Origin of the sequence: Ciceribacter ferrooxidans (genome assembly GCF_004137355.1) — a bacterium.
Taxonomy (GTDB): domain Bacteria; phylum Pseudomonadota; class Alphaproteobacteria; order Rhizobiales; family Rhizobiaceae; genus Allorhizobium; species Allorhizobium ferrooxidans.
Genome location: NZ_SDVB01000238.1, coordinates 631,050 through 646,727 on the forward strand (window position 1 = coordinate 631,050; position 15,678 = coordinate 646,727).

21 protein-coding genes are annotated in these 15,678 nt (G+C 63.6%); 7 read left to right on the top strand and 14 right to left on the bottom strand.

Annotated features, from left to right (window positions below):
* The first annotated feature begins 25 nt into the window (after positions 1-25).
* Complete coding sequence (locus EUU22_RS13960; protein WP_129332580.1) at positions 26-619, top strand: LysE family translocator; 594 nt, start codon at positions 26-28, stop codon at positions 617-619.
* On the opposite strand, the gene EUU22_RS13965 is transcribed toward EUU22_RS13960, so the two are convergent.
* From EUU22_RS13965 to EUU22_RS13985, 5 genes are read right to left on the bottom strand one after another with little or no spacing between them, the layout of a single operon-like run.
* A complete protein-coding gene (locus tag EUU22_RS13965; RefSeq protein WP_129332581.1) occupies positions 611-1,090 on the bottom strand; it encodes a DUF2269 family protein in 480 nt (159 codons plus the stop codon). The genes EUU22_RS13960 and EUU22_RS13965 overlap by 9 nt on opposite strands.
* Entirely contained in the window at positions 1,090-2,376 is a 1,287-nt protein-coding gene (locus EUU22_RS13970) for an SDR family oxidoreductase (protein ID WP_129332582.1), read from the bottom strand. The genes EUU22_RS13965 and EUU22_RS13970 overlap by 1 nt, the downstream gene beginning before the upstream one ends.
* A gap of 50 nt (positions 2,377-2,426) precedes the next feature.
* Positions 2,427-3,212: an anti-sigma factor family protein gene (locus EUU22_RS13975; RefSeq protein WP_129332583.1), complete on the bottom strand. Its 786-nt coding sequence runs from the start codon at positions 3,210-3,212 to the stop codon at positions 2,427-2,429.
* Positions 3,212-3,766, bottom strand: a complete 555-nt coding sequence (locus EUU22_RS13980; protein ID WP_129332584.1) for an RNA polymerase sigma factor — start codon at positions 3,764-3,766, stop codon at positions 3,212-3,214. The genes EUU22_RS13975 and EUU22_RS13980 overlap by 1 nt, the downstream gene beginning before the upstream one ends.
* Entirely contained in the window at positions 3,750-4,124 is a 375-nt protein-coding gene (locus tag EUU22_RS13985; RefSeq protein ID WP_129332585.1) for a COG4315 family predicted lipoprotein, read from the bottom strand. Before EUU22_RS13985 ends, EUU22_RS13980 begins: the two co-directional genes overlap by 17 nt.
* A gap of 227 nt (positions 4,125-4,351) precedes the next feature.
* Between EUU22_RS13985 and EUU22_RS13990 the strand changes: the two genes are divergently transcribed.
* Positions 4,352-5,479 (top strand): ATP-dependent DNA helicase, encoded by a 1,128-nt coding sequence (locus EUU22_RS13990; protein WP_129332851.1) that lies wholly within the window; start codon positions 4,352-4,354, stop codon positions 5,477-5,479.
* A 15-nt stretch (positions 5,480-5,494) separates the two neighbouring features.
* Here the strand turns inward: EUU22_RS13990 and EUU22_RS13995 are convergent, their stop codons facing one another.
* Positions 5,495-5,995 (bottom strand): DUF4405 domain-containing protein, encoded by a 501-nt coding sequence (locus tag EUU22_RS13995; protein WP_129332586.1) that lies wholly within the window; start codon positions 5,993-5,995, stop codon positions 5,495-5,497.
* 130 nt (positions 5,996-6,125) lie between these two features.
* A complete protein-coding gene (locus tag EUU22_RS14000; RefSeq protein WP_129332587.1) occupies positions 6,126-6,821 on the bottom strand; it encodes a MerR family transcriptional regulator in 696 nt (231 codons plus the stop codon).
* A gap of 394 nt (positions 6,822-7,215) precedes the next feature.
* Here EUU22_RS14000 and EUU22_RS14005 point away from each other — a divergent pair, with 394 nt between their 5' ends.
* Positions 7,216-7,968 carry a pyridoxine 5'-phosphate synthase gene (locus tag EUU22_RS14005; RefSeq protein ID WP_129332588.1) on the top strand — a complete coding sequence of 251 codons (753 nt, stop codon included), beginning with the start codon at positions 7,216-7,218 and terminating at the stop codon, positions 7,966-7,968.
* Positions 7,969-8,016: 48 nt separating this feature from the next.
* On the opposite strand, the gene EUU22_RS14010 is transcribed toward EUU22_RS14005, so the two are convergent.
* On the bottom strand, positions 8,017-8,895 hold the full coding sequence (locus EUU22_RS14010; protein ID WP_129332589.1) for an NAD(P)H-binding protein: 879 nt from the start codon (positions 8,893-8,895) through the stop codon (positions 8,017-8,019).
* Between the two features lie 172 nt (positions 8,896-9,067).
* Here EUU22_RS14010 and EUU22_RS14015 point away from each other — a divergent pair, with 172 nt between their 5' ends.
* On the top strand, positions 9,068-9,439 hold the full coding sequence (locus EUU22_RS14015) for a winged helix-turn-helix transcriptional regulator (RefSeq protein ID WP_245485070.1): 372 nt from the start codon (positions 9,068-9,070) through the stop codon (positions 9,437-9,439).
* A gap of 12 nt (positions 9,440-9,451) precedes the next feature.
* On the opposite strand, the gene EUU22_RS14020 is transcribed toward EUU22_RS14015, so the two are convergent.
* Both EUU22_RS14020 and EUU22_RS14025 read right to left on the bottom strand, forming a co-directional pair.
* On the bottom strand, positions 9,452-10,378 hold the full coding sequence (locus EUU22_RS14020) for a bifunctional helix-turn-helix transcriptional regulator/GNAT family N-acetyltransferase (RefSeq protein WP_129332591.1): 927 nt from the start codon (positions 10,376-10,378) through the stop codon (positions 9,452-9,454).
* 61 nt (positions 10,379-10,439) lie between these two features.
* Positions 10,440-11,159 (bottom strand): aspartate/glutamate racemase family protein, encoded by a 720-nt coding sequence (locus tag EUU22_RS14025; RefSeq protein ID WP_129332592.1) that lies wholly within the window; start codon positions 11,157-11,159, stop codon positions 10,440-10,442.
* Positions 11,160-11,320: 161 nt separating this feature from the next.
* Between EUU22_RS14025 and EUU22_RS14030 the strand changes: the two genes are divergently transcribed.
* Positions 11,321-11,785 (top strand): Lrp/AsnC family transcriptional regulator, encoded by a 465-nt coding sequence (locus tag EUU22_RS14030; protein ID WP_112688210.1) that lies wholly within the window; start codon positions 11,321-11,323, stop codon positions 11,783-11,785.
* A 3-nt stretch (positions 11,786-11,788) separates the two neighbouring features.
* Here the strand turns inward: EUU22_RS14030 and EUU22_RS14035 are convergent, their stop codons facing one another.
* The 4 genes from EUU22_RS14035 to EUU22_RS14050 all read right to left on the bottom strand — a co-directional run bounded on the left by EUU22_RS14035 (position 11,789) and on the right by EUU22_RS14050 (position 13,132).
* The gene (locus EUU22_RS14035) at positions 11,789-12,178 is read right to left on the bottom strand and encodes a DUF4087 domain-containing protein (RefSeq protein ID WP_129332593.1); all 390 of its coding nucleotides are present in this window, start codon (positions 12,176-12,178) and stop codon (positions 11,789-11,791) included.
* A 154-nt stretch (positions 12,179-12,332) separates the two neighbouring features.
* Entirely contained in the window at positions 12,333-12,569 is a 237-nt protein-coding gene (locus EUU22_RS14040) for a hypothetical protein (protein WP_129332594.1), read from the bottom strand.
* A 58-nt stretch (positions 12,570-12,627) separates the two neighbouring features.
* Positions 12,628-12,858 carry a hypothetical protein gene (locus EUU22_RS14045; protein WP_129332595.1) on the bottom strand — a complete coding sequence of 77 codons (231 nt, stop codon included), beginning with the start codon at positions 12,856-12,858 and terminating at the stop codon, positions 12,628-12,630.
* Between the two features lie 58 nt (positions 12,859-12,916).
* Positions 12,917-13,132, bottom strand: coding sequence for a hypothetical protein (locus tag EUU22_RS14050; protein ID WP_129332596.1), 216 nt, complete (start codon positions 13,130-13,132; stop codon positions 12,917-12,919).
* Between the two features lie 745 nt (positions 13,133-13,877).
* Here EUU22_RS14050 and EUU22_RS14060 point away from each other — a divergent pair.
* Positions 13,878-14,516: a TetR/AcrR family transcriptional regulator C-terminal domain-containing protein gene (locus tag EUU22_RS14060; protein ID WP_129332597.1), complete on the top strand. Its 639-nt coding sequence runs from the start codon at positions 13,878-13,880 to the stop codon at positions 14,514-14,516.
* Between the two features lie 66 nt (positions 14,517-14,582).
* The gene (gene ilvC, locus EUU22_RS14065; protein WP_114361523.1) at positions 14,583-15,602 is read left to right on the top strand and encodes a ketol-acid reductoisomerase; all 1,020 of its coding nucleotides are present in this window, start codon (positions 14,583-14,585) and stop codon (positions 15,600-15,602) included.
* Positions 15,603-15,678 lie beyond the last annotated feature (76 nt).

The following is a 15,678-nucleotide window of genomic DNA, read 5'->3' on the forward strand; positions in this document are numbered from 1 at the left end:
AAACAAGTTTCCCGACAGGATGGCCATGACCTCCGAAATGCTGATCGCGCTGACGCTGTTTGCCTTCTCGACCTCGATCACGCCGGGGCCGAACAACATGATGCTGCTCGCCTCGGGCGTGAATTTCGGTTTCCGCCGCACGGTTCCCCATATTCTCGGAATCGAGCTCGGCTTCGGGGCGCTGATCCTCGCCGTCGGCCTCGGTGTCGGGACGATCCTGTCGACCGAACCCCGGCTCTATCTCGGCCTCAAGGTGCTGGGCGGCGGTTATCTTCTCTGGATGGCCTGGCACATCGCCATGACGCGGCAGATGGGGGAGGCGGCGAGTGAGGCGCGTCCGTTCAGTTTCATTCAGGCGGCTCTCTTCCAGTTCGTCAATCCGAAGGCCTGGGTCATGGCGGCCGGCGCGGTCGCCGCCTATCAGAGCCCGAATTCTTACATCCGCGATTCCGGCCTGATCTTTCTCGCCTTCATGTCGGTCGGCATTTTCTGCACGGCCGCCTGGGTCGGGTTCGGCTCTGTGCTCAAGGGCTGGTTGTCCGATCCCGTCAGGCTCAAGTGGTTCAACATCACCATGGCGGTGCTGCTGGTCGCGAGCCTGTGGCCGATGCTAGAATAACGCGATCGAGGGTCTGGCAAGCATCAGCCAGATGATCGCGAGGACGGAGAAGAAGGCGGGAAAGCCGCAGGCGAACCAGATCCTGTAGAGCGATGCGAAGGCCGGCGGCAGTGCCGTGCCGCCCAAGGCGGCCGCACGCGCGATATCGCGCAGCTTCAACTGGATCCAGACGACCGGCAGCCAGAACAGGCCGGTGACGACATAGAGCGCCAGCGCGATCACGATCCAGCCCTCGGTGAGCGGCCAGCCTATGGTTTTGGCGAGCAGGTATCCGGTGATCGGCTGCACGAACACGGCGGTTGCCGTGAAGACCGTATCCGCAAGCACGACCGTGCCCGCGACATGGGCGATGACCGCCGGGTCGCGTGTGTGCCGTGCAACCACCATGAAGAAGGCGATGCCGGCGCCCGTTCCGAGCAGCACTGTCGCGCCGATGACATGAAGGAAGCGGAGGAAAATGTCGACGGGCATCAGCGGTTGTCCAGGATGGCGAGGCTTGTGAGCGTGAGCAGCGCCGAGGGCAGGACCTTGACCAGCGGACCGAGCGGATCGAGCCAGAGAGCCGGCTCCACGACGGATGCGGCGACGAGATAGAGCGCGGTGACGGCGAGCATGCCGAGGAGGGCGCGACGAGCGAGCGGACGCAGGAGCACGCAGACCCCGAGTGTCACGTCGAGAAGGCAGGAAAGCAGTGTCGCAGCCGTCGCGGCCGCCGGCGGCAACAGTGGCAGGAAGTGGCTTGCGGCCCGCTCGACGTCGGCAAGCGGCAAAAGGCCCGAGAGCAGCCAGAAGAGCGACAGAGTGACGATCGCCGGCGCCTTCATGAGGTAGAGGCGGGCAAACCAGAGGTCCTGAACGCCGGACGGATGGGCGGCAAGCGTCTCTGAAAGCGTCCGCATGGCGAACGGTGGCGGTTCCCCGTCATTGCTGCGGGTGACGCCGCCTTCCATCACCGTCATGGCGGTCGAGCGCAGTGGTGACTGCCAGCCGAGACGGCCGGCGAGATCGGCGAGTAGCGTAACCGTTCGCCCGAGGATCTCCGGCACGACGACCGTCGGGGCAGGAGCGAGACCGAGCCAGCGGCGATGCAGTGCAAGCGTCGTCTCGAGCGTCAGCCGCGCGGGTGCGGCAAGCTCGATGTCGCTGCCGGCCGGGATCGTGCCCCCGACGGCGAGTGCGACGGCGGTCGCCACATCCTCGACATCCACCGTCTCGACCGGGCTTTCGGCGTGGATGAGCGGCTGGACGAAGGGGAAGGCGGCGAGCGCCCGCAGCAGGGCAGTTCCGCCGAAGGCATTGCGCCCGACGACAAGCGCCGGCCGCAGGATGACGAAGGGCAGGCCGCTTTCTGCAAGTGCAGCATCGGCCCGGTGCTTGGTCGCCAGAAACGGCAGGTCGGCGCCGGTGCCATCGACGCGGGCGGAGATCTGCATGATGCAGTGGATGCCGCTCGTCTTCGCGGCCTCGTAGAGCGCGAGCATGGCATTCTGCTGGGAGGCGGCGAGATCGTCCGTAAGGCCGTCCTGCAGGGCGCCGGCGCAGTTGATGACGATCTCGAACCCGTCGAGGTGCGGCCGCCATGCTGCTGCGGTCTGGAGGTCGGCCAGATCGGCGGCGATCCATTGGACTTCCGGCCAGCGGGCGCGTGCTCTTGCGACACTGCGGGCGAGCCCGGTCACGGCATGGCCGTCGGCGGCCAGCCGTTGCATGACCGCCGAACCGATGAAACCTGTACCGCCGAGAATCAGGATGCGCATGGCCGAGACTAGCAGGTTGGACGCGTGTCGTCAGACCAGAGCTGGGCCGATCATCCCGCGAACTGCTGGTAGCATTCCTCGGCGATCTCGCGGAGCCGTTCGCGGGAGATTTCGCCGCTCAGCGCATAGCCGACCGGTCCGTCGATCCAGTAGAAGGTCTCGATGGTGCCTTCGGTCGCGTAGCGGAAGCTCGTCGTGCGGTTGGCGTCGTTGCGCCCCGCGAGCACGGTAATCCGCTCGCCGCCGGCATCCTCGTACATCAGCATGGCGCCGGCCTTTCCGCCGACAGGCACCAGCCGGCCACCGACCAGGTGGTAACCGAACCGCGAAAGGTCGGGGATGCTGAGCGGATGATCGAGCCGCTTGCCGAGCCAGGCGGCGAGGTGCTCCTGCTCGTCGGCGCCGACCTCCACCGGATGGCGGACATCGCTCGCATAGATCAGGAAGGCGGACCGCGCCTCTTGCGGCAAGGCGGCGACCGTCTGCGGCGAAAGGGGCGCCCTTTCCAGGAGAGAAGGCATCGTCTGTCCGATGGCGATACCCGCGCCAAGAAGGACCAGCGACGCCGTCATCTGCCGGAGGGGGAGGTGCCATGACGACCTTGGTGCCTTCGTCTCCGGTTTCAACAGGAGTTCAGGATCGCGCGGGTCGCTGCGGGCATGGCCGGAGAAGAGTGCGCGGATGTCGTCGTTCTGCGCCCGCCAGTCGGCGACCATGGCGGCGTCTTCCGGGTGTGCCGCGAGCCAGGCCTCGACCTCGCGGCTGCGTCGGGCATCGAGCTGTCCGTCGACATAGGCGTGCAGGTCTTTTTCGTCGATGGAGCCGGGTTCGGGCATTACTTTGGTCTCCGGAGCGTAACGATATTCTGTTCGGCCAGCACCAGCCGCAGCCGTTCACGGGCGCGGGAGAGGCGCGACATGACGGTCCCGATCGGAACACCTAAGATGTCAGCGACCTCCTGATAGGCGTAGCCTTCGACGACCACAAGCATCAGGACGGAGCGATATTCCGGGGCAAGTCCGTCGAGGGCGGCTTGCAGGCGATCACGCTCGAGCGGATCGGCTGCGGTTGTCGGCGCTTCGAGGTGGTCTGCTTCACTGATGTCGACGGCGGGAAACCGGCGGGCGTTGCGGCCGCGATTGTGGTGCAGGTTGGTCATGATCGTGTAGACCCAGGCTTTCAGGCTGCCGCCACGCCAGCTCGCGCGTTTGGCAAGCGCCGTCTCCACGCAATCCTGCAGCAGGTCCTCGCCGTCGAAATCCGAACGTGTGAGGCTGCGCGAATAGCGCCGCAGGCCGGGCAGCAGCGCCAGCATGTCCCGTTCGAAGATGCCGGTGCCGGGGATTGGGTTCCCCGGCACCACGTTTTCCTTGTCAGGGCCTTGCGGCATCCCACACACCTTTCACGCCGTCGCCGGTGGCATCGCCTTCCTTCTGGTCCTTAACCCAGAAGTAGAGCGGCATGCCGTCCTTCGCCCACTGCATTGCGCCGTCCTTGCGGGTCACCAGTGAGTATGCACCTTCGGCCTTTGCTCCGGAAGCGGCGAGGAAGGGAGGCCAGTTCTTGGCGCAGTCGTCATAGCAGTTCGAAACGCCCATCTTGTCGTTCTTGAACGTGTAGAGCGTCATGCCGTTGTCGCCGGCGACGACCTCGCCCTTGTCGGTCTTGACGGTCTTGACCGGCGCCTGCGCAAAGACAGGACCGGCGAGTGCGGCAATGGCGAGAGAAAGAAGGAGACGGGATCTCATGGGGGAACCTCCGAGTGTTGTCCGGCACGTCCCGATCGGCCGTACCTGATGCATAAGACACTCGAACAGTGCGTTCTATTCCCTGCCTGATGAAGAAATTCGCCGGAACCTGCGGGCAGGGGAGCGGGGCGCTGCGATCCGGCGAAGAGAAGCGCCTCGGAAGAGCGGCTCCCGGGGTCTTCTCCGCCGCGCTTGCCAAGCGGGGGGAATCCTGCCAAGCACGGCGCATGCAGTTCGCACCCCAGCAGGACGATGCCCTGAAAGCCGTTTCGAAATGGCTGAAGGAGGGCAGGCAGCCGGTTTTTCGCCTGTTCGGCTATGCCGGCACGGGCAAGACGACGCTTGCTCGCCATTTCGCCGAGCACGTCGATGGCGACGTGCTGTTTGCAGCGTTTACCGGCAAGGCGGCGCAGGTGCTGCGCTCGCGCGGTGCGTCGAATGCCAAGACCATCCATTCGCTGATCTACCGACCGCGCGGCGAGGAGGCGGTCGAGGACGAAGAGACCGGCAAGACCTCGATTTCGCCGATGTTCGCCATAAACCGCCAGAGCCCGGTCGCGAAGGCTGCGATGATCGTCATCGACGAGTGCTCGATGGTCGACGAGCAACTCGGCCGTGACCTGATGAGTTTCGGGACGCCGATCCTCGTGCTCGGGGACCCCGGCCAGTTGCCACCGGTATCGGGCGGCGGCTTCTTCACCGACCACGAGCCGGATTTCCTGTTGACGGACATCCATCGCCAGGCGCGCGACAATCCGATTATCGAACTTGCCATGCACATCCGCGAAGGCAAGGAGATCATGCACGGCGACTACGGGACGGCGAAGGTGATTTCCAAGAACGAGGTCTCGCAGGATCTCGTCCTCGAAGCCGATCAGGTGCTGGTCGGCACCAACCGCACGCGGCGGCGCTACAACAAGCGGCTTCGGGAGCTAAAGGGTTTTACCGCGGAGTACCCGCAGGCGGGCGACAAGCTCGTCTGCCTGCGCAACGACCAGGTGAAGGGGCTGCTCAACGGTTCGCTCTGGCAGGTCATGACGTCCTCGCGGGAAACGGTGAAGCCCGGCATCAACCTGCTGATCAGGCCCGAAGACGACGACATGGACCGGGGTGCCGCCAAGATCAAGCTCCTGAAGGCGGCGTTCGAAGACATCGAGACCGAAATTCCCTGGACGACCCGCAAGCGTTACGACGAGTTCGATTACGGCTATGCGCTGACGGTGCACAAGGCGCAGGGTTCGCAGTGGAACAACGTCGTTCTCTTCGACGAGAGCTTTGCCTTCCGCGACACCCGCGAGCGCTGGCTTTATACGGCCGTCACCCGCGCGGCGGAAACGCTCACCATCGTCCGGTGAGCGTTTCGGGCGCCTCTATTGTTTCAGCGTCGTCAGAGCCATCACGACATCGCGTTCCGTCTTGCCGGAAGCGGTGGCGATCTCGGTCAGCGGCTTGCCGGGCTCGGCGGCGGCGAAACCTTTTTCCTTGAGTGTCGCGACGAAGGTTTCCTCGGTCTGGCCATAGAGTGGCGCGATCTGGCCCGGCGTGCCGCCGACCACCAGCTCGATCATCGCAACCTGCGGGCTGACGCTCGTCGCTCCGGTCATCGCCGGCCAGGCGAAGGCGATCCCGGCGGCAAGGGAGAGGCCGAGCGCGATCGCCATCGGCGGGCGCTTGAAGTAGCTCACGAAAGGGCGCCAGTTCCGCCAGATGTGCAGCAGGAACGGCGCGACCAGCACCATGCTCAACAGTTCGTGCATCTCCCGGAACGCGCTCGTGCCGAAGTGAAAGAAGAGGGCGACACCGGAGACGAGCGAGATCAGGAAGAGACCGGTGGTGAGCGGCGTGGCGTAGCGGGAAAGAAGTGCAGGCATTGTTCTTGTCCATCGTTGTTGGCGATGGAGCCGTGATAGGCGGAGTCGAGCCCGCGGTCGTGTTACAAAGTTGTTAGGTACGACAATTGTCAAGTATGCGACAACCTGTCCGCGCGGCGCTCTGCCGGATCTACGAGGCAATGACTCCGGACAGCACAGCCTTCGCCACGGCCTGGAAACGGTTGCTGGCATCGAATTTGCGGATGATCGCCGCTTCCATGGCCGTGATCTCTTCGCCTGCTATGTTGAGGGTGCGGGCGATACGCGTCGGCGTGTAGCCCTCGGCGATCAGTTCCAGGCAGCGCCGTTCCAGATCGGAAAGCTCGACGCCGTCGCGCATGTCGGCAACGGAAGCCTGTTCGCCCGCGCCGTCGGGAGAGAGGAGGGCGATGATCTGCTGCATCTGCCGGCGGATGGTGGAGAGCGCGGCTATGAGTTCGCGCTTGCGGGCGACGAGTGCCTGCTGAAAGATCTCGCTCGCCTCCTCCTCCGAGGCCACGGTCGCAAGTTCCTCCATCAGCTCCTGGATGACGGCGATCGGCATGCCGATCTCGCGGCACGCATTGATGAGCGCCATGCGCGCGATGTCCGCGTGGGTATAGACGCGCATCAGGCCAATGCGACCCGCCTTGATGAGGCCCTTCTCCTCGTAGAAATGCAGCGTGCGATGGGTGATGTGGAACATGTTCGCCATGTCGGCTATGGCGACCGGCTCTGCCGGAAGGCTGCCGGGAAGCGGTATCTGCGGCAGGTGGCCGGGAAAGCCGCCGTCAAAGGACAGTGATCGATTGCCCTGTTGCGGGCCCTCCTGCAACCGTTCCGCCATGATGTCCCCCTCGCTTTCTCGCGTCTACATCGTCTCGTCTACGTCTTTCCTGCTTGACCCTCGATGATCCGTGTCAAGCCTTTCGGGCGCGGCGGCGCAAGGCTTTTGGACATGGAGCTTCCTGAATAAACGTGCAGATTAACGACCTCCTGCGAAGGTTGTAAACCTCTGCAGGTGCCCAAGTTTGGTGATTGCAACCAGACCGGTCGGAATGGATGGTCTCCGGTGGGTTTACCACTATCCAGGATTGCAACTTGGTGTGGCTGCTGCAACCGACCACGGTCGATTTCCATCAAGACTTCACATGAAGCCATGTGTTTTTGTCGTTGGCGTTCTTTCGAGCGATGCCGTAAATGACGATCTGCAAGACCCACGCCCTCATGGAACCGCGCCGATGCCCGCCAAGCTTTCCGTCAATCTGAACGCCATCGCGATGCTGCGAAACCGCCGGGATCTGCCCTGGCCGGATCTTGCGCATTTCGGGCGCATTGCCCTTGCGGCCGGCGCGAGCGGCCTCACCGTCCATCCGCGTCCGGACCAGCGTCACATCCGCTTCAGCGATCTGCCGGTGCTGCGGGCGCTGATCGACGACGAGTTTCCCGAGGCCGAATTCAATATCGAAGGCTACCCGACCGAGGAGTTCCTGGCGCTCTGCGAAGCGGCGGAGCCGGAGCAGGTGACGCTGGTACCGGACGATCCGAGCCAGGCGACCTCGGACCACGGCTGGGACTTCGCCGGGCAGCAGGATTTTCTGAAAACGGTTGTTGCCCGCCTCAAGGGCAAGGGCATGCGCGTTTCGCTCTTCGCCGATGGCGACGGCGATGCGCAAGCCATGGCGCTCGCGGCGCAGACCGGCGCAGACCGGGTGGAACTCTATACCGGTCCCTACGGTGGCTGCTACGACGATCCGGAGCGTGCGGCCAAAGAGATTGATCTTCTCGGACGAACTGCCGATGCGGCGATTGCCCGCGGCCTTGCCGTCAATGCGGGACACGATCTGACGGTCGCGAACCTGCCGCCGCTCGCCCGCCGCATCCCGCAGCTCGCCGAGGTCTCGATCGGCCACGGGCTCACCGCCGATGCCCTGGAATACGGCATGGCGGAAACGGTACGCCGTTTCCGCCATGCCTGCGGCCAGAAGGTCTGAGACGGGCGGCTTGGATCGTCCCGGACCCTTCCGTCGCAAGGCCTGGGATCAGCCGAGAAGCGCCTTGTTGGCGGTCAGGAAGCTCTTCAAGTCCTGCGGCGCCCTGCCGGAGAGCATCTCGATATCCTTGGTGGCGACGTCGAAGCCGCCTTCGCGGACGTTCGTGTCGAAGGAGACGAAGGTCGGGATGAAGAGTTCGGGCACGCCGGCCGCCTTCATGCCGCCTGCGAGCTGTTCGTCCGTCAGGTTGACGACGGCGAGCGGCTTGCCCGTCGCTTCACGCACGAGGGCGGCGATCTCGTCGGTGGTGAACGCGGTCGGACCAGTGAGATTGTAGACGGCGTTCGCGGATGCCTCCGACACGAGTGCGCCGGCGATGGCGCCGGCGATGTCGGCGCGGGCGGCATGCGCGTTGCGACCCTTGCCGGCTGAGGTGTACCAGCTACCGGACGCCAGCGCCTGCGGCAGGCTCATGAAGAGGTTTTCCATGTACCAGGCGTTGCGGAAGATGGTGTAGGCGAGGCCGCTGTCGCGGATCGCCTGCTCGGTCCCGGCGTGGTCCGGCGCGAAGCTGACGAGGCTGGTCTCGGGGTTGATCATCGACGTGTAATAGATCCGCCCGACGCCGGCAGCCTTGGCGGCGGCGACGGCCGCGCGGTGCTGGCCGATGCGGTGACCGGGGCGATCGAGCACGTCCGTCGAGATGATCAGCAGCCGGTCGATGCCGGCGAAGGCGGCGGCGAGGTCTGCATCGTCGAAGTCGACGCGGCGGGTCTCGACACCCTTCGCTGCCAGATCGGCGAGCTTGGCCGTATCCCGGCTGCCGGCGACGATGTCGGCAGGGGCGACCTTGCCGGTGTCGAGAAGGTTCTGGATGACGAGGCGGCCGAGATGACCGGAGGCGCCGCTGACGAGGATCTTGCTCATGGTAATTCCCTTGATGCTTGGGCGGCGATGCCGTCCGTGTTATGGCGCTCTCAAAAAGAGAGTAGCACTAATTTGGGAATTGACCTGCGCTTGTAAAGAAGGCAGTTTTTCGTGACCACGTTACCGAAAGGGAACCACCATGACCGTCGCGAGCTTCGATTTCAAAACCAAGATGTCCGGTTTCGGCGGCGAAGACTCTCCCTTGGAAAACTGCCCCGTGCGGACGGTCATCGACCATATCGGCGGCAAATGGTCGACGCTCATCCTGTTGGCGCTGTCCGAAAAACCTTATCGTTTCGGGGAGTTGCGGCGGCTCGTTCCGGATATCTCGCAACGCATGCTGACGCAGACGCTGCGCGACCTGCAGCGCGACGGCTATGTCCACCGGACCGTGTTTCCGACGAAGCCGCCGAGCGTCGAGTATCGGCTGACCGACCTCGGGCACTCGCTCTACGGCGCGCTGGCGGGCCTGCTGCAATGGGCGGAGGACAATTACCTCACCGTGCGCGAGGCACGGCGGCGGTTCGACGTCGAGGGTGCCTGACGCTCATCGGCGCTAGAGATCGAGCGCCCAGGTCTGGCCGTTCAGTTCCGGCCCGAACAGTGTGTGGCGGCCCTCCGACTCGAGCTTGAAACCGGCCTTGATGTAGATGTGCCTCGCCGCGTGCAGGATGTCGTTGGTCCATAGCGTCATGCGCCGGTAGCCGCTGCGGCGCGCAAATTCGATGCACTGCTCGACCAGCAGGCGCCCGAGCCCGAGCCCGCGGGCCGCTTCGTCGACATAGAGCAACCGCAGCTTGGCGACGCCGTCGCCGCCGTCCATCACCAGCACCGAGCCGATCCGGACGCCGCTCCGCTCGGCGATCCAGCACCGCTCCTTCGCGGCGTCGAAATTCGCCAGGAATTTAGAGGCGACGTCGCTGACGAGCGCCTCGAACCGGTCGTTCCAGCCGAATTCGCGGGTGTAGAACTCCGCCTGCGACTGCACGATCCAGCCGAGGTCGCCCGGCCGGTGCGGCCGCAGCACGGGCGGCGCGGCGTTGCGCCTGTCGGTGTCGAGCAGACGGGAGATAGTCGCCATCGCAGTGACGAGCGCTCCGCGTTCGGAGCGGCCGAGGTCCTCCAGCATCGTTGCGAGCTGGTCGCGGGAAAGCTCCGCGAGGAGCTTGCGTTCGGTGGCACCGTCGGCGGTCAGCGTCAGAAGCTGGCTGCGACCGTCGGCGGGATCGCGGGTCTGCTCCACCAGCCTTCTCGTCCGGAAGGCCTTGAGGATGCGGCTGAGATACGCCGGATCGAGGTGCAGGTCGCGGACGAGTTCGGCGGCCGAGGCTTGCCCACGGGCGCCGAGCTCGTAGATCACGCGCGCTTCCGCCAGCGTGCAGTTCGCCTTGAGATAGGCGCGATCGAGAATGCCGATGCGGTCGGTGTAGAACCGATTGAAGGCACGCACGGCATCTATGGTCGTCAGGTCTCTGTCCGGCATCGTTTTCTCCTTCGAATACCGGATAGAACAGAAATGAGACTACAACAACGAAATAATTGACTCAGGCAACCAATTGCCGATCGGAACTGACGTCCGACAAGGCAAACTCGACCGCAGCGGCCGCATGAATGCGTGTCGAATCGAAGCCGGGCAGAGAGAACTGGTCGGGGTCGATCAGCAGGCAGATCTCGGTGCAGCCGAGAATGACGCAATCGGCGCCGGCGGCCTTCGCCTTGTCGATGATCGCGAGGTAGGTGTCGCGGGAGGTGTCGACGACCTTGCCGGCGCAGAGTTCGTCGAAGATGACGTCGTGGACCGTCTGCCGGTCCGTTTCGTTCGGCACCATGGGATCGAGACCCTGCTTGCGCATGCGCTCGGTGTAGAAGCCGTGCTCCATGGTGTAGCGGGTGGCAAGGAGGAGCGGGCGCTTGAAGCCCGCGGCGCGGATCGCTGCCGCCGTCTCGTCGATGATGTTGATGACGGGAATATCGACGCGCGCGGCGACGGCGTCGGCGACGAGATGCATGGTGTTGGTGCAAATCAGCACGCAATCGGCGCCCGCCGCTTCGAGGCCTCGGGCGCATTCGGCCAGGCGGTTCTCGGCGAGATCCCAACGGCCGGCCTTCTGATAGCCGACAATTTCGGCGAAATTGACCGAATGCATCAAGACTTCGGCCGAGGCGATGCCGCCGAGGCGGCTGCGAACCATCTCGTTGATGTGACGATAATAGACTGCCGAGCTTTCGAAGCTCATGCCGCCGATGAGGCCGATTGTCTTCATGGTCGCGTTCCCTTGCTGGACTTTGCCGGAATTATCCGGCCGATTCCGAGCAAGTGGATTGCAAACTTCGGATGCGGGCTGCTAATGTATGCATCAGGATTGCGCAAGAAACATTGAACGCGCGCGCGGTGTGCGCGAACTGTCTCGAATCGAGGTGGGAGATGCTGGACGAACGTGATCGAAAGATTCTGGATGCGCTGCAGCATGACGCGGCAATACAGGTTTCCGAGCTTGCCGATCTGGTTTCGCTGTCACCTTCGGCCTGCTCGCGCCGCATCCAGCGGCTGGAGGAGGCCGGGTATATCGCGCGGCGGGTCGCGATCCTCGATCGTGATAGGGTCGGCGTGCCGACCACCGTCTTCGCGCTGGTGAAGACCTCGCACCACTCGGAAGACTGGACGGAAGCCTTCCGTCGGGCAATCAGCGACATTCCGGAGGTCGTGGAGGCGCATCGGCTGACAGGCAGCTATGACTACCTGCTGAAGATCGCCGTTCCGCGGGTCGAGCAGTATGATGTCGTCTACCGGCGACTGGTGCGCCGTATCGAACTCTTCGACGTCTCGGCCTTCATATCGATGGAGACGCTGAAGGCCGGCGAGGCTGTTCCGGTCAACTATGCGGAATGAGGATTATTCCGGAGTCGGCAAGCTCTTGTCGGCGCTGCACTTGGCGATCGCGAGCTGCTTGAACGAATAGATCGCGGTGATCCGGCCGGCTGAGGTGTCCTGCGGATCGGTATTGCGCTCCGTCTCGACCTTCATGCAGCCGCAGGCATAACCGTAATAGCCGTTGGTCTTGACGAAATCGCCGGCGGAGATATCGCCCATGTTTTCCATGCCCAGCGCTTCGGTTTCCGAGCCCTGGGTTGCGATGATCCAGATGCCGTCGCGGTCGTCGAGCCAGTAGTTGCCGGGGGTGGGGTTCTGCACCCAGCCGCAGCGATTTTCGGCCGCAAGGACGATACTCGGCAGTGCGGCCAAAGCGCCGGCGATCAGCAATGTAGAGATATGGGCCCGCATTGGTGTGCTCCGTGGAGGATTGAGATCCGGCAAGCCATAGCGCGACCGCGCTCTTCCGCCAAATGCCAAAACTGGTGCGAAGCCCTATCGATGCAATCGGGCCCCGGAGCTTGCGCTCCGGGGCCGTGGGCCAATACAGACCGGGGGGGAGGGATCAGTTGTTGCCGTTGGTGGGCTCCAGCGACGTGGCGCCGCGGTCGTTCGTGTAACGGTAGTCGTTACGGCTCTGGTCGCTGATGGAGCCGGTGTGGAAGAGGCTGGTACCGGCCGGCGCCTGCTCGTAGCTCGCCTGTGGTTCGCCGGAGACGTCGCGGCCGTTGGTCGGCTCGAGCGCGAAGGCGGAGGTGGCGAGAGTGGCGAGGACGGTTGCTGCTGCGATGATGGTCTTCATGATGTCATTCCTTTTCGTTCTTTTCCGTCATGCGGGGAGTTTTCCCGCATGAAACAAATCAGTCGTGGCTGGGCTCCAGCGACGTGGCGCCGTGGGCGTCCGCCGTCCGGTAGTCGTCACGGCTCTGGTTGCTGACGGAGCCGGTGTGGAAGAGGCTGGTGCCGGCCGGCGCCTGCTCGTAGCTCGCCTGGGGTTCGCCGGAGACGGTATGGCCCTTGGTCGGCTCGAGCGCGAAGGCGGAGGTGGCGAGAGAGGCGAGGACGGTTGCTGCTGCAATGATGGTCTTCATGATGTCATTCCTTTTCGTTCTTTTCCGTCATGCGGGGAGTTTCACCGCATGAAACAAATCAGTTGTTGCCGTTGGTGGGTTCCAGCGACGTGGCGCCGCGGTCGTTCGTCTGGTCGCTGATGGAGCCGGTGTGGAAGATGCTGGTGCCGGCCGGCGCCTGCTCGTAGCTCGCCTGAGGTTCGCCGGAGACGGTATGGCCCTTGGTCGGCTCGAGCGCGAAGGCGGAGGTGGCGAGAGAGGCGAGGACGGTTGCTGCTGCAATGATGGTCTTCATGATGTCATTCCTTTTCGTTCTTTTCCGTCATGCGGGTAATTCATCCGCATGAGGCATACCTATGATTGTAGCGACGGGCGGAGATCGTCCGTTCGCAATGATGAGGGGTCACCTGCCGACGAAGGTGCGGGCGACCAACTCGACCGTGCGGTCGGTATTCCTACGGTAGACTTCGTTCACCTGGTCGCCGCTTAAGGCGAAGAAGGTGCTGGAAGTTCGAACCGGCCGGCGCCATCCAATGGACGGATGCGTATCCGCCAGAGGTGACCCTGCCAGGGAGCGGTTCGATGGCGAAAGCCGCGGCACCTGCGTGGGAGGTGATTGGCGCTGTTGCCGCCGCGAGAGTCTTCATGCTCAACTCCTTAGTCGCTTCTCGAACTCGTTGGCTTTGTTCGTCGAACTCGGCGGTTCGATGAGAGATATCTGGCGCCATTCTTCTGCGTTTACAAGATCGAATTGTGCGGCATAGAACCAGTTGGTTCGATGTCGTGAACCAGATCGCCGCTGCCCCTCTTGAAACAAAAATCGTTTAAAAATAAAAGCTTACAAATACGATGTGTACGCATTGTTGTGCGAAATGAATGATTTCCTGCAAATTGACCTCAACTTAATGTGACCGCCGACCCCACCGTCTTTCATGGGTTTTCCCTGTCGACGTCGTCCATCACAGGGCCCTTGACGCCGCAAAGGGGAGGCGGTACATACGACGAGTACCGTACAGTACGGTACTTCAAGGAGACCAGCCTTGCAGACCGACGACTCCACGTCCACCGAGTTCACACCGCGCCAGAGCGCCGTGCTGGCCGAGGCGTTGCGTCTTCTGGTCGAGGGCGGCGACAAGGCCCTGACGACGGCTGGGCTGGCGCGGGCGGCCAATTGCTCGAAGGAGAGCCTCTACAAGTGGTTCGGTGATCGCGACGGCCTGCTTTCGGCGATGATCTCGTATCAGGCGAGCAAGGTACGGACCTTCGAGCGCTCTGGCGAGCGACTGACCGCGGAAAGCCTGACGCAGCATCTGGAGCTCTTCGCCCGCGATCTTCTGGGCGTGCTTGCAGGCGACGTGTCGCTGGCGCTCAACCGGCTGGCGATCGGCCAGACGAGCCGCGACGGATCGAAGCTCGGCCGGATGCTGCTCGAACGCGGACGGCGCCAGATCGACCGACGCGCGCGCGCGCTCCTGGAAAGCGGGCAGCGTGACGGTCTGCTGCGCTTTGTCGACGGCGAGGAGGCCTACCGGACCCTTTACGGCCTGATCGTTTCGGACATGCATGTGCGCATGCTGCTCGGCGAAAAGCCGGATGTCGAAAGTTTCGGAGCCCGGGCGGCGAGGGCGGTTTCGTCCTTCCTGACGCTCTACGGCACGGAGAAGATGCTGGCGGACTGAGGATTTTCCGAAGGGTCGCCGGATACGAACTGGTATAAACGGACAAAGCATAGGGAAGGAAAGACAATGCGCGTCTATTACGATCGTGATGCCGACTTGAACCTCATCAAGTCGAAGAAGGTTGCCATCATCGGCTACGGCAGCCAGGGCCGTGCGCATGCGCTGAACCTCAAGGATTCCGGCGCGCAGAACGTCGCCATCGCCCTCAAGGCGGGCTCGGCGACCGCCAAGAAGGCCGAAGCCGACGGCTTCAAGGTCATGACGGTTGCCGAAGCGGCCGGCTGGGCCGACCTGATGATGATGGCGACCCCGGACGAACTCCAGGCCGGCATCTACAAGTCGGAAATCGCCCCGAACATCCGCGACGGGGCGGCGATCGCCTTCGCCCACGGCCTCAACGTCCACTTCGGCCTGATCGAGCCGAAGGCGTCCATCGACGTCGTTATGATCGCGCCGAAGGGCCCGGGCCACACCGTTCGCGGCGAATACCAGAAGGGCGGCGGCGTGCCGTGCCTCGTCGCCGTTCACCAGAACGCGTCCGGCAATGCCCTTGAGCTCGCTCTCTCCTACGCCTGCGGCGTCGGTGGCGGCCGTTCGGGCATCATCGAAACCACCTTCCAGGAAGAGTGCGAAACCGACCTCTTCGGCGAGCAGGTCGTTCTGTGCGGCGGCCTCGTCGAACTCATCCGCGCCGGTTTCGAAACGCTGGTCGAAGGCGGCTACGCCCCGGAAATGGCCTATTTCGAGTGCCTGCACGAAGTGAAGCTGATCGTCGACCTGATCTATGAAGGCGGCATCGCCAACATGAACTACTCGATCTCCAACACCGCCGAATGGGGCGAATACGTCACCGGCCCGCGCATCATCACGGCTGAAACCAAGGCCGAAATGAAGCGCGTCCTGCACGACATCCAGACCGGCAAGTTCACCTCCGAGTGGATGCAGGAATGGCATTCGGGTGCTGCCCGGTTCAAGGGCATCCGCCGCATGAACGACAAGCACCAGATCGAGGAAGTCGGCGAGAAGCTGCGCGGCATGATGCCGTGGATCGGCAAGAACAAGCTCGTCGACAAGTCGAAGAACTGATCGACTTTCGCCTGTAGCGAACCGACGGATGAAGGCCGGGGAGGGTGACCTCCTCGGCCTTTTGTTCGCTTGTGAG